This is a genomic window from Nitrosomonas sp. Nm51 (assembly GCF_900111165.1).
Lineage (GTDB): Bacteria > Pseudomonadota > Gammaproteobacteria > Burkholderiales > Nitrosomonadaceae > Nitrosomonas.
On the sequence record NZ_FOGH01000029.1, the window covers coordinates 1 to 21,787 of the forward strand.

At 49.0% G+C, this 21,787-nt stretch carries 26 protein-coding genes and 2 pseudogenes; 25 read left to right on the top strand and 3 right to left on the bottom strand.

From position 1 onward, the window contains the following. Positions 1–41: 41 nt before the first annotated feature. Complete coding sequence (locus BMY60_RS16305) at positions 42–170, bottom strand: hypothetical protein (RefSeq protein WP_256250792.1); 129 nt, start codon at positions 168–170, stop codon at positions 42–44. An 88-nt stretch (positions 171–258) separates the two neighbouring features. Between BMY60_RS16305 and BMY60_RS10070 the strand changes: the two genes are divergently transcribed. From BMY60_RS10070 to BMY60_RS10090, 5 genes are all read left to right on the top strand, one after another. Continuing rightward, positions 259–708 (top strand): hypothetical protein, encoded by a 450-nt coding sequence (locus BMY60_RS10070; protein ID WP_090333361.1) that lies wholly within the window; start codon positions 259–261, stop codon positions 706–708. Positions 709–784: 76 nt separating this feature from the next. Next, positions 785–1,084, top strand: coding sequence for a hypothetical protein (locus BMY60_RS10075; RefSeq protein WP_090333363.1), 300 nt, complete (start codon positions 785–787; stop codon positions 1,082–1,084). A gap of 93 nt (positions 1,085–1,177) precedes the next feature. Further along, a complete protein-coding gene (locus BMY60_RS10080) occupies positions 1,178–2,572 on the top strand; it encodes an ATP-binding protein (RefSeq protein WP_090333364.1) in 1,395 nt (464 codons plus the stop codon). Positions 2,573–2,669: 97 nt separating this feature from the next. Beyond that, entirely contained in the window at positions 2,670–3,053 is a 384-nt protein-coding gene (locus BMY60_RS10085; RefSeq protein ID WP_143057420.1) for a hypothetical protein, read from the top strand. Between the two features lie 145 nt (positions 3,054–3,198). After that, complete coding sequence (locus BMY60_RS10090; RefSeq protein WP_090333367.1) at positions 3,199–3,633, top strand: GFA family protein; 435 nt, start codon at positions 3,199–3,201, stop codon at positions 3,631–3,633. Between the two features lie 231 nt (positions 3,634–3,864). On the opposite strand, the pseudogene BMY60_RS10095 reads toward BMY60_RS10090, so the two are convergent. Next, positions 3,865–4,097 (bottom strand): annotated as a pseudogene (locus BMY60_RS10095) (IS3 family transposase); the annotation flags it as partial. 352 nt (positions 4,098–4,449) lie between these two features. Between BMY60_RS10095 and BMY60_RS10100 the strand changes: the two are divergent. The 10 genes and pseudogenes from BMY60_RS10100 (at position 4,450) to BMY60_RS10140 (ending at position 9,644) form a co-directional block, all read left to right on the top strand. Continuing rightward, positions 4,450–5,064 (top strand): cation efflux transmembrane domain-containing protein, encoded by a 615-nt coding sequence (locus BMY60_RS10100; RefSeq protein ID WP_090333369.1) that lies wholly within the window; start codon positions 4,450–4,452, stop codon positions 5,062–5,064. A gap of 108 nt (positions 5,065–5,172) precedes the next feature. Then, the gene (locus tag BMY60_RS10105; RefSeq protein WP_090333370.1) at positions 5,173–5,406 is read left to right on the top strand and encodes a CopG family transcriptional regulator; all 234 of its coding nucleotides are present in this window, start codon (positions 5,173–5,175) and stop codon (positions 5,404–5,406) included. Continuing rightward, positions 5,393–5,656, top strand: a complete 264-nt coding sequence (locus BMY60_RS10110; RefSeq protein WP_090333373.1) for a type II toxin-antitoxin system RelE family toxin — start codon at positions 5,393–5,395, stop codon at positions 5,654–5,656. The genes BMY60_RS10105 and BMY60_RS10110 overlap by 14 nt, the downstream gene beginning before the upstream one ends. Before the next feature lie 136 nt (positions 5,657–5,792). Next, positions 5,793–5,915 (top strand): annotated as a pseudogene (locus BMY60_RS16695) (type II toxin-antitoxin system RelE/ParE family toxin); the annotation flags it as partial. A gap of 264 nt (positions 5,916–6,179) precedes the next feature. Then, a complete protein-coding gene (locus tag BMY60_RS10120; protein ID WP_090333375.1) occupies positions 6,180–7,661 on the top strand; it encodes an FAD-dependent monooxygenase in 1,482 nt (493 codons plus the stop codon). After that, entirely contained in the window at positions 7,646–7,771 is a 126-nt protein-coding gene (locus tag BMY60_RS16310; protein ID WP_256250793.1) for a hypothetical protein, read from the top strand. Before BMY60_RS10120 ends, BMY60_RS16310 begins: the two co-directional genes overlap by 16 nt. A gap of 55 nt (positions 7,772–7,826) precedes the next feature. Then, entirely contained in the window at positions 7,827–8,090 is a 264-nt protein-coding gene (locus tag BMY60_RS10125; protein ID WP_090333376.1) for a BrnT family toxin, read from the top strand. Next, positions 8,080–8,334 (top strand): type II toxin-antitoxin system BrnA family antitoxin, encoded by a 255-nt coding sequence (gene brnA, locus BMY60_RS10130; RefSeq protein ID WP_090333378.1) that lies wholly within the window; start codon positions 8,080–8,082, stop codon positions 8,332–8,334. Before BMY60_RS10125 ends, brnA begins: the two co-directional genes overlap by 11 nt. Positions 8,335–8,434: 100 nt before the next feature. Continuing rightward, complete coding sequence (gene rnk / locus BMY60_RS10135) at positions 8,435–8,848, top strand: nucleoside diphosphate kinase regulator (protein WP_090333379.1); 414 nt, start codon at positions 8,435–8,437, stop codon at positions 8,846–8,848. A gap of 136 nt (positions 8,849–8,984) precedes the next feature. Beyond that, positions 8,985–9,644, top strand: a complete 660-nt coding sequence (locus tag BMY60_RS10140) for a peroxiredoxin (RefSeq protein ID WP_090333380.1) — start codon at positions 8,985–8,987, stop codon at positions 9,642–9,644. Between the two features lie 82 nt (positions 9,645–9,726). Here BMY60_RS10140 and BMY60_RS10145 read toward each other — a convergent pair whose 3' ends face one another. Beyond that, complete coding sequence (locus BMY60_RS10145) at positions 9,727–10,644, bottom strand: malate dehydrogenase (RefSeq protein ID WP_090333381.1); 918 nt, start codon at positions 10,642–10,644, stop codon at positions 9,727–9,729. A gap of 277 nt (positions 10,645–10,921) precedes the next feature. Between BMY60_RS10145 and BMY60_RS10150 the strand changes: the two genes are divergently transcribed. The 10 genes from BMY60_RS10150 to BMY60_RS10195 all read left to right on the top strand — a co-directional run bounded on the left by BMY60_RS10150 (position 10,922) and on the right by BMY60_RS10195 (position 21,786). Continuing rightward, the gene (locus tag BMY60_RS10150; RefSeq protein WP_090333382.1) at positions 10,922–12,094 is read left to right on the top strand and encodes a calcium-binding protein; all 1,173 of its coding nucleotides are present in this window, start codon (positions 10,922–10,924) and stop codon (positions 12,092–12,094) included. Positions 12,095–12,249: 155 nt separating this feature from the next. Beyond that, on the top strand, positions 12,250–12,942 hold the full coding sequence (locus BMY60_RS10155) for a Pvc16 family protein (protein WP_143057421.1): 693 nt from the start codon (positions 12,250–12,252) through the stop codon (positions 12,940–12,942). A 1-nt stretch (position 12,943) separates the two neighbouring features. After that, positions 12,944–14,176, top strand: coding sequence for a phage tail sheath family protein (locus tag BMY60_RS10160; RefSeq protein ID WP_090333385.1), 1,233 nt, complete (start codon positions 12,944–12,946; stop codon positions 14,174–14,176). Between the two features lie 3 nt (positions 14,177–14,179). Next, positions 14,180–14,608 carry a phage tail protein gene (locus tag BMY60_RS10165; RefSeq protein WP_090333387.1) on the top strand — a complete coding sequence of 143 codons (429 nt, stop codon included), beginning with the start codon at positions 14,180–14,182 and terminating at the stop codon, positions 14,606–14,608. Next, complete coding sequence (locus tag BMY60_RS10170; protein WP_090333388.1) at positions 14,601–16,067, top strand: hypothetical protein; 1,467 nt, start codon at positions 14,601–14,603, stop codon at positions 16,065–16,067. The genes BMY60_RS10165 and BMY60_RS10170 overlap by 8 nt, the downstream gene beginning before the upstream one ends. Continuing rightward, on the top strand, positions 16,064–16,849 hold the full coding sequence (locus tag BMY60_RS10175) for a CIS tube protein (RefSeq protein WP_256250795.1): 786 nt from the start codon (positions 16,064–16,066) through the stop codon (positions 16,847–16,849). Before BMY60_RS10170 ends, BMY60_RS10175 begins: the two co-directional genes overlap by 4 nt. A 2-nt stretch (positions 16,850–16,851) precedes the next feature. Then, a complete protein-coding gene (locus tag BMY60_RS10180; RefSeq protein ID WP_090333391.1) occupies positions 16,852–18,426 on the top strand; it encodes a phage baseplate assembly protein V in 1,575 nt (524 codons plus the stop codon). Beyond that, positions 18,426–18,764 carry a hypothetical protein gene (locus BMY60_RS10185; protein ID WP_090333393.1) on the top strand — a complete coding sequence of 113 codons (339 nt, stop codon included), beginning with the start codon at positions 18,426–18,428 and terminating at the stop codon, positions 18,762–18,764. The genes BMY60_RS10180 and BMY60_RS10185 overlap by 1 nt, the downstream gene beginning before the upstream one ends. Beyond that, positions 18,764–19,195, top strand: a complete 432-nt coding sequence (locus BMY60_RS10190; protein WP_090333394.1) for a GPW/gp25 family protein — start codon at positions 18,764–18,766, stop codon at positions 19,193–19,195. Before BMY60_RS10185 ends, BMY60_RS10190 begins: the two co-directional genes overlap by 1 nt. Then, positions 19,195–21,786 (top strand): baseplate J/gp47 family protein, encoded by a 2,592-nt coding sequence (locus BMY60_RS10195; protein ID WP_090333396.1) that lies wholly within the window; start codon positions 19,195–19,197, stop codon positions 21,784–21,786. The genes BMY60_RS10190 and BMY60_RS10195 overlap by 1 nt, the downstream gene beginning before the upstream one ends. Position 21,787: the final 1 nt, after the last annotated feature.

The window sequence follows — 21,787 nt, forward strand, 5'->3', positions numbered from 1 at the left end:
TATCTGCTGCGTTTACAGCAGGGTGAGGTTACATTTTACGATTAACCGGCGAAACCAAACTGCCTTTTCTCCGCGTAGCGGCTTCGTCCAACAATGGCTTCAACCGGGACCAGCTTTTCCGCTACGCTCCAAAGCTGTCCCGTTAAGCCAACGATAAGCAGGAAACGCAAGCGTTCCCTGCTTATCGCGGGCTGTTGAGCTTCGCTCTACCACTCTTGAAAGACTACGCTTGCGCTCCGCCTATCAAGAGCGTTAGAGTTGACTGTGCTTCTCAGTCAAGCGATAAAAACCGATCCGCTTGACCTGCGATGCTCACAACTCAACAGCCCGCGTGAAGGACTAAATATGCTCGAATGGTTTAAAAAGAATGAAAGTGGTTTGAAAGCATTGTCCATTTTCATAGGGGTAATCGTACCATTGACAACATTATCTTTTAGTGCCGTCAAATACGTTGAAACAAATAATAGATTGGCAAGCCAAAAGACTTTTGAAAATTACCATCTGATAATCGGGAGAATCGGTGGTGGAGAACATGCTGATATTTTCGTGGCAGCATCAAATGTATATGAACTAAGAAATTATCCAGAGTATCGAGAGTTTTCAATCAGGTTATTACAGGATATGAAAGATAACTGGGCCTCTGGAAAGAATGATGTTTTTTCAAGAGAGATTGATTTAACAATTGAATACTTGAGTTTTCAGAAATAGGAGTATAACAAAGTGCTGTTGCGGATAGTCGCTTCGCTCCTACTGCAAAGCACTGCATTATGTGTGAATAAAGATTATGAATGAGAATACACACTCAAAAGTAGAAACAATTGCAAAGTCAGTAGAAAAAATATCTGACAGCAGGGGGCTGGAAGCCATAGGAAATGGGCTTGGTGCTGGCCTTGTTGCGCTAGCTTTCGCCTTAGGCGTTGCGGCTTTCGTTTTTGGAATTATGGGTGCCAGCAGATGGGACGGTCAACTTCACCCACAAACTAAGTGTTTTGAGCTCCAGGAAATCGGTGGGAAAACGTTTAAGGTAAATACCTGCACAGGGGAAACAGAAGAGTTCAAAACAGACAACTCATCGGGTAGTTAAGGCTACGGACAGTGCAACACATAATAATATTTATGAGGATTTTTTCCTCATAAATATGCTGTTATGTGTACGAAGAGCTGAAAGAAAATACGTATGATCGATAAAATAGAAATTTCAAAGGCAGAAAAACAAAAACTCTTGAACTTAGAAGAGGGACATTTTTCTGACCTTAAATCAATTGATGTTTCGCCAGCAAAGTTAAGTAAAGCCATTTCAGCTTTCGCTAACGCTGAAGGCGGCGAACTGTTTATCGGAATAGAGGACAAAACTCGAGTATGGCGTGGTTTTGATTCAATAGAGGCGGCAAACGCTCATATCCAAGTATTCGAAGAGTGCTTCCCACTTGGCGCAGACTTTAAGTACGATTTTCTTAAAACTGAAGATGAAGATGGGTTAGTGCTAAAAGTTGAGGTTTCAAAAACACGTGATCTCAGAACAGCGACTGATGGGAAAGTGTATTTAAGACGAGGGGCACAAAGCCTTCCAGTGACAGACAGCGAAAGGTTAACTTCGTTAAAACGTGACAAAGGAATTATTTCTTTCGAAGCTGAACTTGTTAATTGCCCTGAAGAAGAAGTGTGCAATTCGGTTCATATCATAGAGTTCTTAATCGAAGTCGTACCAACTGGAGAACCAGAAGCTTGGTTAAAGAAGCAACTACTTCTGCAGTCCGGAAAACCAACCGTAGCAGCAGTTCTTCTTTTTGCAGAGGAGCCCCAAGCCGCGTTACCCAAAAGAAGCGGCTTAAAAATATATAGGTATAAGACCTCTGGTAAAGAAGGCAGCCGCGAAACGCTTGATTTTGACCCTATATCAATTGAAGGAAATTTGTATCAACAAATTAAACTTGCTGTAGATGAAACCACAAAAATTATTGAATCTGTGCGGATCCAAAGAATGGACGGCTTAGTTGAAGTCAAATATCCACATGATGCCATTCACGAAATCTTGACAAATGCTGTGATTCATAGAGATTATTCAATCACAGATGACATACATGTAAGAATATTTGACAACAGAATAGAAATACTTAGCCCTGGAACTTTGGCGGGTCACGTGACACCAGATAATATTCTTTCTGAACGGTTTGCACGAAACCCAGCGATTGTCAGGCTAATAAATAAGTTTCCTGACCCTCCAAATAAGGATGTTGGTGAAGGCCTCAACACAGCATTTGAATCAATGCAAAAATTAAAATTAAAGCCCCCTGTTATTGAACAAGAAGGCGGGTATGTAAAGGTTATTTTAAAGCACGAGTCTCTTGCTACGTCGGAAGAGGCAATTCTTAAGTATCTGAGTGAAAATGAGAATATAGCTAATCGTGAAGCTCGAGAAATTTGCTTTATTGAATCTGAAAACAAGATGAAGCGTATTTTGCAATCGTTGGTATCTACTGGGTTGCTTGAACCAGTGCCCGGGCGGTCGCAGTTTCACGCAGCGTATCAACTTACAGAAGCTGGACGAGATGCAGCAAAGAAATACACCTAACAAGCAAAGGCAGCATCGCCTTTGGGCTGGACGCGCTAAAGCGCGCCGCTGCTTTGGGCGTTAGGCGGATTTCATATTCACATATAGGAGAAACACGATGAGAGTAGTCTTACTGATGTTGGCGATACTTTTCACTCATTCAGCAATTGCAGAAATCTGCGACTATCGCCCAAGTAATTTAATTGGTTCCGGTGCAACGGGCGCTGTTGGTGGCGCCGCCGGCGCAACAGCAGTAGCAGGTGCGGGCGCAAAAGCTGCCGGGATTTATACAATCACTCATGCCACCACAGGTGCAGCCATGTTGGGCTCCACTGCAGCTGGAGCTTCCGCTGCGGGAACCACCGGGATTATCGCTGGCTCGGGCGGAGTATTGGGCGCAATTGGTGCCGTTGTTCTGGCTCCCGCCATAATAATTACAACAGCGGTAGTGGCTACATCTGTTGTGGCAATTGAGGGCGGTTGCCACTTGGCCAAAGACTAAAATGCGGCGTATCCGTCTAACAAGCAAAGGCTACCGACGCCTTCGTCGCGGCAGCTTTGGGCGTTGGGCGTCTACAGAGGAGACGCTCAACATTTTTACTCACTTGTCAGCCTTGGGGCTGAGCGATTAACGTAAGAGGTGCATCATGAACGACGAGCAGACGTACAAGGGCAGCTGTTTCTGTGGCGCGGTCCAATTGACCGTCTCCGGCGAACCTGCCGCCATGGGCTATTGCCATTGCGAGTCGTGCCGGCACTGGTCAGCCGGACCGGTAAATGCTTTCATTCTGTGGAAGCCTGAGGCAGTACAAATTACTGAGGGTGCCGATAATGTCGGGACTTACAACAAGACTCCAAATAGTCATCGAAAATGGTGCAAAACGTGTGGAGGTCATATTTTTACAGAACACCCGTCGATGGGGCTAACGGACGTCTACGCCGCAGTGATACCCAGTTTCCCCTTTAAGGCTGGCGTTCATGTGAATTACCAGGAAGCTGTATTGCGCATCCACGACGGGATCGCCAAGTTAAAGGATTTTCCCGCAGAAATGGGCGGCTCTGGCGAAAGCATCGCTGAGTAGCACCGGAACACTCAAATATTTGAGCGCCCAACAAGGCCATGCAGCCGACGCCGCAAAGCGGCGCGCCTGATGGCTGACGATGCCTTTGTAAGAAATACACCCGCCCCTTAATCGGGGCCGTCGGGAAGTGGCTACTTCATGAAAGAGAGGTTTGGTTGCTGTTAGGGTGTAGTTGCAATTAAGTCCATGAAGGAGTGACCTGACCTGGTCAAGTAAAACCGGACACCTCAGTTAAGCCACTTTTGTCGAGTATTTTGTTGCTTCTGCTTCAAATTGATTTGGACTTTTGTAATCCAGGTATGAATGCAGTCTTAGGCTGTTATAAAACACAGCGATATACTGAAGTACATCCTGCTGTGCCTCATAGCGGGTTTGGTAGTGCCGCCATTGACAGCGTTCCTGCTTAAGACTGCCAAAGAAGCTTTCAGCCACTGCATATCCCAACAGTCTCCCAAACGGTCAATTTTAAACCGGTATCAACAGCCAACCCAATCCGCCGCACAGAACGGCTGTAAGCATCTATCGTTTTAGGCCGCAGCCCTTTAAGTTTCAGATGTTGTAAGTGACTTTGATAATTCTGCTTGAAAGATTCTGGAAAAGATGATGTCATAGCATAGTAACCTCATGTTCTTTTGAAGAGAAATCTGCTGTATGTACAGCAGGGTGAGGTTACATTTTACGATTAACCGGCGAAACCAGACTGCCTTTTCTCCGCGTAGCGGCTTCGTCCAACAAGGCGCTCCAGCGACGTCAAAACTGCTGCGCAGTTTCGCCGCGGCTGAGTTTCGACATTAGGTTGCAATTGAGGTTCTGCGAATGAGTAGGTGTTGTGATAATGATTGTTCGATAGATGCTCTTCGTGAAAAGCAGCGAGGAACGCTTCAGATCGTTCTTGGTATCAACGCAGTCATGTTTATTGTTATTGTTGGTGCAGCATTGTATGGCCGTTCAACAGCACTACTTGCTGACAGTTTTGACAACCTAGGAGATGCTCTGGCATACGGGCTTAGCCTATATGTTGTTTCACGAAGCAATAGCGCCAAGGCTAAGGTGGCCTTATTTAAAGGTTTACTTATCTTTTTGGCAGCAATTGTTGTCTTGTCCCAGATCATCTATAGGCTATACATTCCAAGCATCCCAATTTTTGAGGTCATGGGGGCGTTTAGTCTTCTAGGTCTTGCGGCAAATTCCGTATGTCTGTATTTGCTTTGGAAACACCGCGACGAAGATGTCAATATGAGTTCGGTGTGGGAATGCTCACGCAATGACATTGTATCCAATCTTTCGGTATTTGTTGCGGCCGGAGCAGTTTGGTTAACTGGTACAGGATGGCCAGATATATTAGTTGCGCTGGGTCTTGCTTTGCTTTTGTTTCGTTCAGCGTATCGTGTCATTACTTCGGCCTGGGCTGAGCTTCATGTGGCAACCTAACAAGGCGCTCGTTCGGACGCAAACTACGCTGCGCTTCGTTAGCGCCGCACAACTTGGTCGTTGACGTTTTAGCGTTAAAACGTTATGCTTGGTTGGAGGTATTTTATCATGGGTGATTTATCAAAAAGATCCACGGTCTACTTTGAGCCGGAGATCCATCACGCCTTGCGGGTGAAGGCGGCAAACTCGCATCAGTCCGTATCCGAGGTCGTGAACGAGGCCGTTCGTTTAGCCCTGCGTGAAGATGAGGAAGATTTGAGCGCATACGATGAGCGCGCTGCCGAGCCAACATTGAGCTACGAGGCCCTGCTGAAAGATTTGAAATCGCATGGCAAGTTATGAACTCTCATTCAAGAAATCTGTCACGAAGGATTTACGGAGTATTCCGGAAAAGGATGTAGCGCCCATTCTGAAAAGGATCGAGGCTCTGCGCGAAGATCCGCGCGGCGAGGGGTGCGTTAAACTTTCTGCCCAAGAGCGGTATCGGGTTCGACAGGGAATCTATCGAATTGTCTATGAAATCCGTGAGAATGAGCTTATTGTCATTGTTGTCAAAGCCGCCCATCGGTCCGCCGTTTACAAAAAAAGCTAACAAGGGGTTCGAAAAATTCTATTCAAAAGGAACTATGGCTGGTATCCAAGCGAAGCACGCCAAGAAACTCAGAGCTCAGCTTGCCGCACTCGATTACCGCGGAAAATATCGACGATCTTGATACCCTGGTTACAGGCTCCATCCATTAAAGGGCCAAAGAGAAGGTATTTGGTCTGTTGCTGTGTCTGCGAATTGGCGGTTAACATTCGAATTCACAGACGGTAATGTTTATATACTTGATTATGAAGATTATTACTAATGGCTATGCATAACCACCCCATCCGGGCGAATTTATAGGGTCACCTATATGGCGCCGTTTGGATTAAGGAGCCGCGAATAAATAAGTGTGACAATTGGGCGCGTCTGGCGGGATGCAATGCAAGGCGGGAGGATGAGTCATAGCACAAGCTATGGCGACGACGAACAACGCGCAGTGTGCCCGCCAGGTTTGAGTAACATATCCAAGGTCAAATTGAACGCCGCATACCCGGCGCTGAGAAACAATTGTTAGAAGGAGGCCGACATGTCTACTGACCAGTGTGACGTGCTGATTGTGGGGGCAGGCCCTACCGGGCTGCTGCTGGCCGGTGACCTGGCCGCGGCGGGCGTGTCGTGCACTGTGCTGGAACGGCGCGACCGGGAGTCGAATCTGACCCGTGCGTTCGCCGTGCACGCCCGGACGCTGGAGGTGTTCGATGCCCGCGGTGTCGCCGAGGAGCTACTCGCCACCGGTGTGACCGTGGACACGCTGCGGCTGTTCGACCAGGTCCGGATAAACCTGTCCGAGTTGCCTGGCCGGTTTCCCTTCCTGCTGATCACACCGCAGTACCACACCGAGCGGGTGCTCCAGCGGCGGGCGACGGTGCTGGGCGCTGAGATCGCCCGCGGCTGCACAGTGGTGCACCTGAGTCAGGATACGGATAGTGTCAACGTGCGGGTGCAGACCGAGGACGGTGGCGTGCACACCCGGCGGGCCCGCTACCTAGTCGGCGCCGACGGAGCGCACAGCACCGTGCGCCGGTCCATCGGTCTGCCTTTCCCCGGCGAGTCGGCGGTGCAGTCGGTAATGCTGGCCGACGTCCGGCTGAGCCAGACACCGGACGAACCGCTCATTGTGGAAGCCGTCGCCGACGGATTCGCGTTCATCGTCCCCTACGGCGACGGGTGGTACCGCGTCATCGGCTGGGATCGTCGACACCAGCTGCCGGACGACGCGCCGGTTGAGCTGGACGAGCTGCGTGACATCACCCGCCGCGCCCTGGGCAGCGACTACGGGATGCACGATCCCCGATGGATGTCACGGTTCCACAGCGACGAGCGGCAGAGTCCACTCTACCGGGTCGACCGGGTGTTCCTGGCTGGGGACGCCGCTCATGTGCACTCCCCGGCTGGTGGGCAGGGCATGAATACCGGGTTGCAGGATGCGGCCAACTTGGGCTGGAAGCTCGCCGCGGCCGCACACGGCTGGGCTCCGCCCGGGCTACTCGACACCTACCAGGCCGAACGGTATCCCGTCGGTCGCCGGGTACTATGGGGCAGCGGCGTCCTGCTGCGGGCGGCCATGTTTCGCAGCAGGGCGGCCCGCGCGGCTCGCAGGCTGGTCGCAGGCACGCTCACCAGGATCCCGGCAATCAACCGCCGCATTGCGGGCGCCGTCTCCGGTATCGATGTCAGCTACCCGGCTGCTCGCGGCGCCCACCGGTCCGCAGGTCACCGGGCGCTCGATGTTGCTCTAGCCGACGGCCGCAGGCTGCACGAAGCATTGGACGGGGCACGGTTCGTGCTCCTCGGCACCGTAATCGACGGCCTCGATGGCTGGGCCGACCGGGTTGAACCCGCCGTGGCCGCCGAAGCAGGACCTGCCGCCTTGACCCTGATTCGCCCCGACGGTTACGTCGCATGGGCGTCCGACGATCCCGCAGGTCCCCGCCGGGCGGACGCCCTCCGCGCAACGCTGACGGCATGGTGTGGCAACCCAGGGGAGGCACGATGCACTTCCTTCTGAGCAGACAGAGGTTCTCCGGCGCCATGGCTATTAACATTATTATCTGGCAAATGCCCGGCAAAGCGCTGCAACTGACCGCTATTCCGCTGGCGTTCCATAGCGGCAGGTGAGCTCAGGAGTCGTTAGCACTTGTCATTCCTGTGAAAATGGTATATTTTTTATACCATGTATTCTTTTGAATTTGACCCCAAGAAAAATGCTTCTAATCTAAAAAAACATGGGATCGATTTTCTGGAAGCGCAATCTATTTGGCAGGATCCAAACTTCATTGAAATTCCTGCAAAATCTGATGATGAGTCTCGTTTTTTAGTAATTGGTTGCATTGAGGGTAAACATTGGTCTGCCGTGGTTACTGAGCGTAATGAAAAAATCAGAATTATCTCTGTTCGGCGATCCCGTGAAAGTGAGGTAGCAATTTATGAAAGCTAAGAGTTTTGATAAAAAATTTGATGAAAATAAATCTGATATTATCGATGAACTGGATTTATCAAAAGCAAAGCGACCTAATCAAGCTCAAAAAAGAGTGAACGTCGATTTTCCAGTATGGATGATCGATTTGCTCGATAAGGAAGCTGGGCGTCTGGGTGTGACACGCCAATCCATAATTAAAGTCTGGTTAGCTGAACGACTAGAACACACGACTTATAACAAGCAAAGGCAGTCGGGCGCGTAAACACGCCACTGCCTTGAGCGTTAGGCGCATGAGTAATCGGGGCAACTATTATGCTTCGATAATACACTGAGAAAATTATTCATATTCTTGTGAGGAATAAATGAAAAGCAGACCAGAAATTGTTTTGTCTTCGCTAGATTCAGAAAGGTTGTACGATCTTATTGAGTCACTACCGAAAAATAGTGTGCCTGGCATCGAAGAGCTGGAGCAGGAACTCAATCGGGCGGAGATCGTAGAGCCAACAGAAATGCCTCAAAACATCGTTACTATGAATTCAACAGTACGATTTTTTGTTGAATCTACAAAGCAAGAATTTGAATTGAAACTAGTTTATCCAAAGAACATGGATTCAAATGGAAAAAATATTTCAATTCTGGCTCCCGTGGGAAGTGCAATGTTAGGACTTTCTGTCGGTGATGAAATCGAGTGGCCAAAGCCGGGCGGAGGTGTTCTGAAGGTTAAGATCGCGGAAATAGTCTATCAGCCCGAGAGGGCTGGAGACTACCAACGATAAACAGAGCCTTTTTATTTCGCTCAATGACAGCCAATCTCTTTTATTTGTTCTGAAAATGCAGTCGGGTTACACTTCGCCATGCTGTACAAAACCGATTACGTTAAACATGAGCATAACGATACAAAGGAGTTAAACGATGGCATTACGCATTAACGATCAGGCACCCAATTTTCAGGCAGAAACAACGCAGGGCAAAATTGACTTTCATGAATGGATAGGAGATAGCTGGGCTGTTTTATTCTCGCACCCGAAGGATTTTACCCCTGTCTGCACTACCGAACTGGGTTATATGGCCAGTATTCAGTCGGAATTTGACAAACGGAATACTAAAATTATCGGTCTCAGCATTGATCCGCTCGAGGACCACAAGCAGTGGTTAAAGGATGTCGAAGATGTCGGTGGCTCTCAGGTGCAATATCCGGTTATCGCGGATACCAATTTACATGTTGCCAAGTTGTATAACATGTTCCCAGCCGATGAAACGGGTTCGGCTGAGGGCCGTACAGCGATGACCAATGCTACTGTGCGCTCGGTCTTTGTCATTGGCCCTGATAAAAATATCAAACTGATGATGACGTATCCCATGACAACAGGCCGCAACTTCAATGAAATTCTGCGCGCAATCGATTCCATGCAACTGACCGCGAAACACAAGGTTGCGACACCGGTGAACTGGCAGCAGGGTCAGGATGTAATCATCGTACCCGGAGTCAGTAACGAGGAAGCCGAAAAGATTTATCCGGAAGGCTGGGAAACCGTCAAACCATACTTGCGCAAAGTGAAACAACCAAAATAAGCATTGCACGAACAGGCGGGATGCTGTTCAGCGCAGTCGTCCCGCCCGATTGCATTTTGATTGCAGATAAAACTAAGCGGAGTTATTTTTTACCGTAAATCAGCCTGTTGATATTTTGCTTGATTAATCTGGCGGTTTTTTTTAGCGCGCTTTTTTCCACTCGGTTCAATTTGGGATGCAAGTGCCGAATCACGCCGGTACGGCCAACGACTACGGGAATGCTAAAGCAGTTATCTTCGATTCCCTGCCATTCTCTGAAATAAATACTCAAGGGCATGGTTCGATGATCATCAAACACAATTGCTTTAAGCACTTCACAGGTTGCGGTTGCAATGGCATAGTTGGTATACCCTTTCAGATTGTACACATCAAAACCCGCCCCGGTCACATCTTCAAAAATTTTGCGATGAACGGTATTGTCGGCTATTCGTTCGCTGCCGGCAAACGCATTGCTGAAAACCGGAAATTGGTTGGGCCCATGTTCACCGAGTATATATGTACGCAGATCATCGGGATGAATCTTTTCTTCATGAGACAACAACACTCTAAAACGGGCTGAATCGACCAGTGTACCGATTCCCATTATTCTGGACGACGGCAACCCGGCGATCTGGGTTGTCAGATAGGTCAGCACATCGACGGGATTGGTAATTATCACAATGATTGCTGCGGGATTATTCTGTACCAGCACCGGAATCATTTTTTTGAACAGCTTAACATTACCCGCGCCCAATTCCATTCGGCTGGTCATTTTTCCCTTTCCTCTGGCGGAGGCCGTAATTACAAGAATATCACTGTCTCTAACCGCTTCAATCGCCCTGCTTTCGATGATCATCGGCCGTTCACAAAATGACAGGGTATGCCGCAAGTCAAGTGCATCGCCCTGCGCCTTGGCAGTATTGCGGCCAGCCAGCACCAGATGATTGCACAAGCCCTTTAGCACCATGGCATAAGCAACCGTCGAGCCGACATTGCCGGTGCCGATAATCGAAATTTTCATGTTGAACCTACCTCATTGATAAGAAACCGCCGCACTATGCCATGTAAATGTTTACCAATACAAATTTGAATTTGAGTCAGTATTACACAAGCCTCAACGATATTGACTGAAAAATTTTCTGCCATCATATGCCTGATCAATCGATCTGTATTCACAATTCCCATTCCCGCGGTGTTGCCACCGGGCCAGCTTTCAATATAATGAAACAGTCTGAACCTTTATTGCCGAAATAGGCCAGCCGGGTATTTTTGATAGCAAACTGCTAACAACCGAAACGATGAACACATACCAAAATTTTGTCGACGCACTGGGCTTCAGAGAATCGTCAAGTATCCCTGGTGGCGCCCAACACTATGATGCTGAAAATCCATTTGGCTTCATAGGTAAGTATCAATTCGGAGAAGCGGCGCTGTTTGATCTGGGATACTACGGTATTGACGGCAGTGACGGCAACCTGTTCAGAAACGACTGGACCGGCAACTGGTCGGGAAAAAACGGCATTAACAGCAAGCAGGACTATTTCGACCATGGTGTAGTTCAGGAAATAATCATCCGTGACTGGCACGAAATTTTGTGGCGAAGAATACAGTTTCTGGAACTTGAGAAGTTTGAGGGACAAACGCTTAATGGCCAGTTGATCACTGCCTCGGGGATGCTGGCTGTCGCTCACTTGATTGGCGCTGGCAGCCGTTCGTCGGATACCGCCGGTTTGAAAGGTTACCTGTTGTCGGGTGCGGTTTTAAGCCCGGAAGATGCCAATGGCACTTCCGCCAATGATTATATGGAACTGTTTGCCAGCTTCGAGACGCCATTTACAATCGACCACGGTTTTGCCGAACGCATTGAAGGCGGCTCCGGGAAAGATTATTTGACCGGCTTTGGCGGAAACGACACACTGATCGGGAATGCAGCAATCGACACGGCGGTCTACAGCGACCAGTCTTCAAATTATGAGATTAACAAACTTGCAAACGGACGCTGGACAGTCAACCATCTGGCTGACGGTACCGACGGAATGGATACGCTCATCGATATAGAACGCATCGCATTTTCCGATTCATCGCTCGCGCTTGACCTGGATGGCAATGCAGGCATTACTGCAAAATTACTTGGCGCAGTTTTCGGTCAAGCATCAATTTCAAACAAACAGCTGGCAGGTACTGGCTTGCGTTTTCTCGACAATGGCGTTAGCTACGAAACGCTCACACAGCTTGCACTCGATGCGGCACTCGGAAACAATGCAACGGATCGCAATGCGGTTGTTAACCTGTTATATGAAAATGTTACCGGGTTTCCGCCTTCTGCTGCCGACGAAGCACATTTTGTTGGTTTGCTGGATTCAGGCGAGCATACCATCGCATCAATTGGAATACTGGCGGCGGAAACTGCACTGAATCAGAATAATATTGATCTTATCGGGCTATCCCAGACAGGTCTGGAATTTTTTTAGGTTGATACAGATTCAATTGACTTGGCGCTTTATTTAATGTTAAAAAGCCTTAAGTACACTGGTATCCGTCAAGCAGCAATAATGGGGTAATTCAGTTAAATTGCTATGCGTTGATAACCGGTTTATTCCAAAACAATAGCGTTCAAGGCCGCAATATGATAGATGAAATTGATCGTCGCCTAAAGGAATGGATTGCTACAGTTATCGACAGCCGGCTTGCTATTACATTTGAGCACCCTGGCATAGAACGAAGCCAACCCACGGTTTCGGTTTATTTGTATGACATGGAATACTCGACGCCCAATTCGAAAACAAGAGAAATTCCATTGCAGGTATCATTGTCTTATTTATTGACCGTCCAGTCTGACAGCCAGGTCGAATCTCATCAATACCTCGGAAAAATACTCTACGCAGCCAAATCCCAGTCTGATATGGAAGTCGGGTTTCCAGCACTGCCAGCACAGTTCTGGCAGGCGATAGGAACTGTTCCACTGCCCCATTTCAGCTTGCATGTGCCCTTGATGATAACGCGGGAGGCTGAGCACTGCCCCACCATCAAGTCGCAGCCAAAAATTGACGTCAGTCCCATTACTCATATAACCGGTGTCGTTGTAGGCCCCTCAGATCAGCCTATTCCGGATGCAAAAGTTATGTTGCCTCATTCAAAAACAGTTGCTTATACAGATAATAAAGGTCTGTTTTCCATTGCGGCTGATGCAAATTCACAGCGCACGTTCAACTGTAAAATCGATGCAAAAGGAAAACAGTTTTCAGTAACTGTTCCCAAGGAACAGTTACTGAAATCTCCACATACGCCTTTTACAATTCATCTTGACTTAGAGGTTTAATATGCCAAATTATCTATCACCTGGAATCTACGTTGAAGAGGTATCTACCGGCACCAAGCCGATCGGTATGGTCGGAACGAGCATTCCCGCTTTTCTTGGTCTGGCGCCTGCAAAAAACAAATATGTAAACCAGGCTATTGCTTGCAATAACTGGGGTGAATTCTGCAGGTATTTTGTCAGCGAAGACAGTAAAAGCACGCACCTGGCGCAGGCCGTCTTCAGTTTTTTCAATAATCACGGCAGCCGTTGCTATATTGTCAATGTGGGCGAAAACGGGTCCATTGCGGGCGATGTCAAGAAAAAAAGCGGATTATATGCACTGGAATCCATCGATGAAGTAGCCATTGTGGCAGCACCGGGTTACACCGACGCAATTTCTTACGAAGCACTGCTTGCGCACTGCGAGAAATTACTGTACCGCATTGCGATTCTGGACGCGTCGGAGTCTGTGTCGGATATTAACGCGCTGAAAACTTTGAAAACGGCTTCCGGCGGCGAATCTGTGGAAGCCAAACCGGCTGCGGATGCAAAAACGGAAAGCGCTGCATCACAGGGATTAAGGCCCCGTAATTCGGATGAAGGCTATGGCGCATTTTATTTCCCCTGGTTCAGGGGACTGGATGCGCTGCAGCCAAATTCCGGTTCAATCATAAATATTCCGCCTTCCGGCGCCATTGCAGGCATATATGCGCGCACCGATGCTACACGCGGTGTTCACAAAGCGCCTGCGAATGAACAGGTCAGAGGCGCGCTGGGATTGACATACAACGTCTCGAGAGAAGAGCATGGCGAACTGAATCGGAAAGGCGTCAATGTGATCCGTATGTTCCCGGACGGCATTCGTGTCTGGGGTGCCAGAACGCTGGCTGCTGAAGCCAGCGAGTGGCGTTACATCCCTGTCAGAAGGACATTTAATATGATTAAAGAATCCATTCAGGAAGGCACGCGGTGGACCGTGTTCGAACCCAATGACATGATGACCTGGAAATCGGTCGAACGTGACATTCGCGCTTTTCTGATGCGCGTCTGGCGTGACGGAGCACTGCTGGGCGCAACACCCGAGCAGGCTTTTTTCGTTAAATGTGACGCTGAAACAAATCCTCCGGAAGTCAGGGACGCGGGGCAGCTCATCGCAGAGATAGGCATTGCTCCGGTTAAACCGGCAGAATTCATTGTCTTCCGTATCGGGCAATGGACAAGCGAAACTGAGTCAGCAACAAGTGCAGGAGCTTAAGACATGGCCGAACAAAATATTTACAGAGCGTATAACTTTGTCCTCGACTTGGGTGGCGGGAAAGTATGTTACTTTACAAAAATCAACGGGCTTTGCGTTGACATAGAGACCATCGATTTTCGTGAGGGAGGTGCCGGGCCCGCGGTACGCAAACTGGCGGGCAGGGTTTCGTACAATAACATCGAATTAAAATGGGGCTTGACGGAATCCACGGATATGTGGGACTGGTTGATGACCGCCGTCAAGGGCGAGGTGTCCCGCAGGAACATTTCCATCATACTCAGAGATAACGATGGCAAGCGGGAAGTAACCCGCTGGAATCTCGACAATGCCTGGCCTTGTAAATGGCGGGGAGCGCCGCTGGACGCCTTGTCCAATGAAGTTGCAATTGAAACGCTGCATCTTGCGCATGAAGGGTTAACGCGTGCTTAACCTTACCCGCAAGCTGTTGCAGGGAATTGCCAGAACATTGGCCCGGTATGCCAGCTCGATTGAAAAGCGTCTGGCTCGGGAAAATTCATCCGCGAATCACCCCATATCCGATTATTCAGACGAACGCCCGCCGGCCCATTGGCTGGCCAAAGTACGGCAGGGTGCGCCGCATTTACTGACTAATCGCCCGGGCGATGGTACGCAAACAGTTGTCAATTCTTCTGAATCTTCTGAAATAAAAAATGATTCCGGTTTTAATTCACCGGTTTCCGCTGACATGTATCAAGAACCCCCGGCTCATTGGATAAAAAGAGTCCGGCGCGGCGCGCCGCATTTACTTGATGAACAGCCATTTGACTCGAAAAACACACCAAAACACTTTGCCGCACAGGATAGGGAACTGCCGCAGCCGCCGGACAATCAGTTTGCTAATGAAATCGATCCAAATAAAGAAGATGAAGATCTTATTAGAAAACAGTCCTCCATTTCAAAAACAAGATCTCAAGCAGAATTGAATTTCTCTGACAGCAGGCTGTCTGGCCGTACTCCCGATAAAACATGGTCTGGCGCATTCGACGATTCTGGAATCTTTGACCACAACCCGGAAATACAGCACGACGCAACGCGGCAAAAAGATTCAGCAGGCCAAACAAAAGGAGATACTTCCAGAAAAGCGGAAAAACCATTCAGCAGGGATCCATCTGCCGGTGCCTCACAAAAAAAAACAGCAATAAAGAAAACTGAATCAAAGCAAATCGATCAGACAAGCCCGCCAGCCAAACGCTCAGAAGTACGAACAGAGCAATCATTCGTTGATGACCGGCAACACAGGACGTTGCGGCTGAACACCACAATCTCAGACGCAACAACGCAAAACAAAAAGTATCGGCCACAATACGACGCCTCGCAAGAACAATTTACGCTGACCAGCCGGATGCGAATCAAACAGCATCCGCAAGAAAAAAGCGTAACCGCGCAACAAGCTTCAGGCATAACTGCAAAGCCCTATCGCTATAGTCTTTCAAACAGAAATACACACAATCAGCATGCCATTCATGAAGGCAGCGCGTCGAATCACGATAAAACAATGCATTTTTTCCATACACAGAAAGACAGCGAACATCTGCACCTTAACCTGCAAAGCATTGACAGACGCTTACCAGGGGCAACCGCTCCTGATGCGGCAGATATTTTATCCGGATCAGATCAAAGACAGTATACGGCCTCGATTCCCCAAACAGCCGGACCGCCTCGATTTGATTTGGACCGCTGGCCTGATCTGCCAGGAGAAAAGGATAGACGATTACGCGACGATCAGTGGCCCGAATTGCCAGAAGAAAAACTGCAGGAACCAGACAGAATATTACAATCGTTGATTAGATTCCCGCAATTACAAAAAGCGGTCATGCATAACCGCCAAAGTGAACTGGAACAAAGAGGTATATTTTGGAACGGGTGACATTTCTTGTTGAAGACAGTAACGAAAGATTAAGCTGTCTGCTTAATCCCGAAACTGTCGTTATGCGCCGAGCAACAGGCGTACGACCGCGCGAGTCATTGAGCGGCCTGATCAGCGCCGACAGAAGCAGTGATAATCCGTTACTGTTCACCGGTGCCGGCACGACTACCATTGATCTGGATCTGGTTTTTGATGTATCAATTCCGGGCTCATCGATTGTCAGCCAGAATGTGCGCGACCTTACGCAGCCCATATGGAACCTGGCAGAAAACCATCAACGAAGCGACCGCAAGTACCGGCCGGCCGTATGCAGATTCATTTGGGGAAAATCCTGGAACATCCCTGGAGTGATTTCAGCCATAGCGGAAAAACTGGAGTCATTTTCACCACAGGGGATTCCGCGGCGTTCATGGCTCAGATTAAGGCTTATCAGAATGCAGGAACAACCCGCTTCGTCTTTACTTGAAAATGAAATGTGGTCAACTGAAGAACAACAGACGCCCGGCAGTTTAATTGATGAACTCAGCCTGCCCGAAACGCCCGAACGCCAGAAAGGAGATTTATTTTCCGACATGCTGGGCGCGCAACCCGATTTGCCGGAAAACGCATATGAAAGAATTGATCTGTCCGCTTTTCACCAGACCGGCGATCCCGACCAATGGCGCGAGATAGCGGAACGTTACAATTTGACCGATCCGCTCGAATGGTTAAAATCACTGACGTCAGAAGCAGCCGGCGTTAACGGGAACGGCACCGGCGGAAGCCCGGGCACGGGTGAATAAACATGTATTCAACCCCGCCCCAAATCACCATTGAAATTAACGGTTCAATCCTGGCTGCCGAAATCATTCAAACCATCCATGAAATCCGGATTAAACAGATTCTGTCCTCGCCAAGCCAGTGTGAAATCATTCTGCAAGAAGCCCATGAAAGCGTATCGGCAGACGCGTTATCTAAAATGGGTGCAACTATACACATTAAAACCGGACACCAAAAGCAATCCCTGTTTTACGGCCAGATAACCGCTGTTGAACAGCATTATAATGCATCGATTCGCCCACTGATTCAAATCCGGGCCTACGATCTCCTGCATCGCTTACACAAACGTCAGCCGGTACGCACACATGTCAAAGTAGATTTTTACCAGCTTGCCGAAGAATTAACAAGTGATTTAGGGATCACGGTTTTTAAAAAAGAATCGACACCGGTAACACCAAGACTGGTGCAATACAGGCAGTCAGACTTGGAGCTTCTGTCCGAGCTGGGAAGAAGTTACGGATTATACTTTTTTTTAAATAAACACGACCTGCGTATTACCAGGCTGGATGGATATGAAACGGATGCACATTTAACGCTGGGGAAAAATCTGTTTGAAGCCAGATTCTCAGTCAACGCCGGCGCAACAACCCAATCCGTCAGTGCATCCGGCTGGAATCTGCAACGAGCAGTTGCTCACGCTAAAAACGTGCAAACTGCCAATACGAGAATGCCGGCACATGAATTCATTGATACCGCCAAGTTTGGCGCGGACGGACAGTGCAATATTGTCGACTATAACTGTCAAAATGATCAGCTGGCCGAAACTGCCGCACAAAGCGAGCTGGACAGACGGGTTGCACAGCAGGTCACGCTCTGGGGTATAGCTGAGGGCGATCCCAACCTGATCCCCGGCGGCGCCGTGCAGGTATCCGGTACCGGTTCGTCGCTGGAAGGCCGCTATGTGCTGACTGAAATATATCATTCAATCAGCCCGGACAAAGGTTTTATTTCGGAAATCAACACTGCGGTGCCGACTTTTATGCCTGCTCAGAAAAAAACATCGACAAACGCCACTGTCGGTATTGTGTCACAGGTCAATGACCCGGATAACCTGGGTCGCGTTAAAGTTTCCTTGCCCACTTATAACGATATCGAAACAGACTGGCTTGAAGTGTTAATCCCCGGTGCAGGTGCCGGCAAGGGCCAGCTCATCCTGCCTGATGTGGGCGACAACGTTTTATTGCTTTTCGTTAACGGGGAGCCTGCCCAACCGATTGTCCTTGGCGGTCTGTATGGCGAAAACCCGCCCCCCGGCTCCGTAGTTGAGCAAGGTGCTGTCAAACAGTTTGTGACGCAAACTGCGGGTAGACAATTTTTTCTACTGGATGATACCGAAAACGCAATTCGAATTGAGACACAAAACGGACATGCGATCAGTTTGACCCCTGCAGAGATTGGAATCACACGCCGCAACGGCAGCTCAGTCACATTAACAGATGAGCGCATGACGATTCATTCAGAAACGGATTTAGAAATCGAAGCGCCGGGCAATACGATTACCATTCGCGGCAAAAGAATAGACTTTGAGGAAGCATCGTAATGCACTGGCTGACTGAAAATGCCGTATTGGTATGCGCGCACGAATTAGGCATTATATCGAACAATGCAACGCAGAATTTCGTCAGAATCAAAGGCAGACGCGTTTTAGTGGCCAGAAACCCTGAGAACAAAACAATTGCCGGTTGTCCCAATACGGGGCCTTCGATAAAACCATGCACAAAAACGCTGAAAGTTACCCGCGGCTACTCTTCATTGCTACGCATCAACGGCCACAGAGTCTGTTTATCGAATGTAACCGGTTTAACGGATGGCACGCCGCCCGGAACCGTAACGTACAAAGTCCGCAGCACCGGACAGAAACTTGTTTCGGAGATTTGATGCCTAGCAAAATGAACAGAGCCTGGCGATTCGACCATCCCGATATTGGAAATCAGGGTGCCGGTACGGGTTTTTATGTTGAGCCCAACGGAAAAATCGCCATGATCAGCGGCCGCGCCGCCATTCGTCAATCCATCGTACTGTTGATGTCTACCACCCCCGGTGAAAGAGTCATGCGTCCCAAATACGGATGCAATCTGCACCAGCTCGCTTTTTTGCCAAATGATGCGACTACACACGGCCTGGCAATGCATTATGTCAGAACGGCACTTGAGCAATGGGAACCGCGTATTGACATCATACATATCGACGCGAATGCAAATGCTGGCGATTCCAGCCTGATGGATATCACCCTGGAATATCGCATCCGGAAATTAAAACAAGAAGAACAACTGATCATTGCATACCACCTTATGGGAGCTGAAATTTGATGTCAATGCAATCACCTAATTTAGATGATCGAACATTTACGGATCTGGTGGAGGCTGCCAAACTTCGAATCAGACAACGCTGCCCCGAATGGAGTGACCTTTCCCCAGGTGACCCGGGGATTGTTTTGCTGGAAGCGTTTGCTTTTCTCACCGAAACAATGATTTTCCGCCTCAACAGGATTCCGGAAAAAGCCTATATCGAATTCCTGAAAATGATTGGTGTCAGACTGACACCGCCCTGCGCAGCACAGGTCACCCTTGAGTTTTCGCTTAGCAAACCACAGTCAAAGGCTGTTGAAATTCCTGTAAACACACGTGTTGCCACTGCAAACAGCGCTTCTGGTACGGATGCGCCGGTTTTTACTTCATCCGAGGCCGCCACAATACCGGCCGGAGAAACAAGCGTACAGGTGCCGGCTTATCACTGCAATCAGATTGACGCCGAGCTTATCGGTGTCGGTTCCGGCCTGCCCGGGCTTACGCTGTCTGTCAAGCATGCACCGGTTATCTATCCAACATCCGGCAAGCTGGATTTAATCGTTGGTGTCGAAACACCTGCCGAAACACTTGAAGCACATGCCACCGCTGTCAGGCATCTGGATAAATCCTATCGTATCTGGACAGAAGTAGAAAATTTTTCTGACTGCAGCAATAATCCATTCGTGTATGTTGCAGACCGGCACGCAGGGACGATCACCTTCGCACCTGCTGTGCACCGTCAGGATGATTCCTCCGGATTAATGCAGACAGCGCCTGAAGCATTGGCTGAAATTCCCCCTGCCGGTTTGGAAATCCGGGTCTGGTATAAATACGGTGGCGGATCAACGGGAAATGTTTCCGCGCATGCACTTACAGTGCTAAAAGATCCCATTGCCGGTGTGTCAGTTACAAATCCTGTACCTGCAACGGGCGGACGCGCCCAGGAATCATTACAGAATGCCTTGATCAGAGGGCCTCAGGAATTGCATTCCTTAAGCCGCGCGGTAACCGCCAGGGATTTCGAACTCATCGCCACGCAGAGCTCCGGCGCGGTTAACCGGGCCAAAGCATTTACCCAAGCGCAGCTCTGGGCGCATGCAACGCCGGGAACGGTTGAAGTGACACTTGTGCCTGAAGTCAGTGCCAGCGCCAACCAATTACATTCAATTACTGCCGATACGCTGCAGTCTCACCACGTTGAATCCGTGCGAAAGCAGATCCAGACGGTATTGGAAAGCAGGAAACCACTGGGAACACACTGTGTTGTTAATTGGATAAATTACAAAAGAGTCAGTATCAAGGCCAAAATAACGATTCACCGCGAAGAACAGGCCGAACAGGTCAAACAAAGGGTCTTAAATGAACTCTACAACGGCATTTGTCCAATTAAATTACCAAACGGATCCAAGACACCCTGGCCGTTTGGTCAGAGCTTAAAAGCATGGGACGTCTATAAAATTATTGGATCTGAACCAGCAGTACTTTCGGTTGATACGATGCAAATGATCGTAGACGATGTACCAGATACAAAAGTTCTGGATCTTTGCGCTGATGCTTTTCAACAGGACGCATGGTACAGCGGCTGTGACGAACGCGTTTTCAGATCTACTAATAATGGCTCCAGCTGGGAAATGATCGCGCGATTTGACGGCGAGGAAGTCGAGCGCATTCAGTCTTTTCCGGTCGAGTCATGCCACAGCGTCCGCCACGCAGGTTTGCTTGCCGTCACGACGAAAATATCGTCACATATTTCATCTGTAAAAATTTCCAAAGATTGCGGGCAAACCTGGATAGCCGCGCAACAATTTCAGTTTAGCATCGACGATATAGCATGGGTGGACCGGGATGGCTTTCCATACATTTTACTGGCAAGCGAAAAAGGGCTCTATGAATTGAGCCTGCAAAAAAAAGCTGTCCCTGTTCAGATTCTTGTTGATGCAAAGCTTCCGGAACACGGTTTTCGTGCTGTTACGGTCTCGTCCGCACTTGGCGGGCGCACTTTTGTGGCTGCCGCCGGTTACGAAAACAAAGGTGTTTACTTATCATTTGAAGGCGGAAAATCCGGCAGCTTCCAAAATATTGGCCTTACAGGAGAATTGATCGAAGTCCTTTCGGTTCAGCACAAGGGCCCTCACCGGTATCTCTGGGCCGGCATCGCTGCGCCGGGTTCTGATCAGGGCAAGGGCTGCTTTCGCTGGACATTATCTGAGTCTGCCGTTAATCCTGAAGGCTGGAAAGCCTACTCCAGAAACTGGACCGCCGGCGGGTGCAGATCTCTGGCTTTTCAGGGATCGATTGTTTTAGCCGCTTCCTACCGGCTAGGCGTATTGAGATTGAACTCCGATTTGCACAATCCTGAATGGGAGACGTTGAATGCTTCCGAGTGTGGTTTGCCTCTAAGAGATGTTGGCAAACTGGAAACAATCGATGCGGTTGCGAGCGCAGCCAATGCCAGCGTTATTATGGCAGGCGGCGTACTGGGTGTTTATCGCAGCCTGGATAGTGGCTTGCATTACGCCAAATGCTCTCAGCATGTATTCAGTGACGAAGTTCGTATTCCGCCTAATTGGCTGTTTTATTCCGGTATGCACGAAATAGAGATCAGCAGCTAAC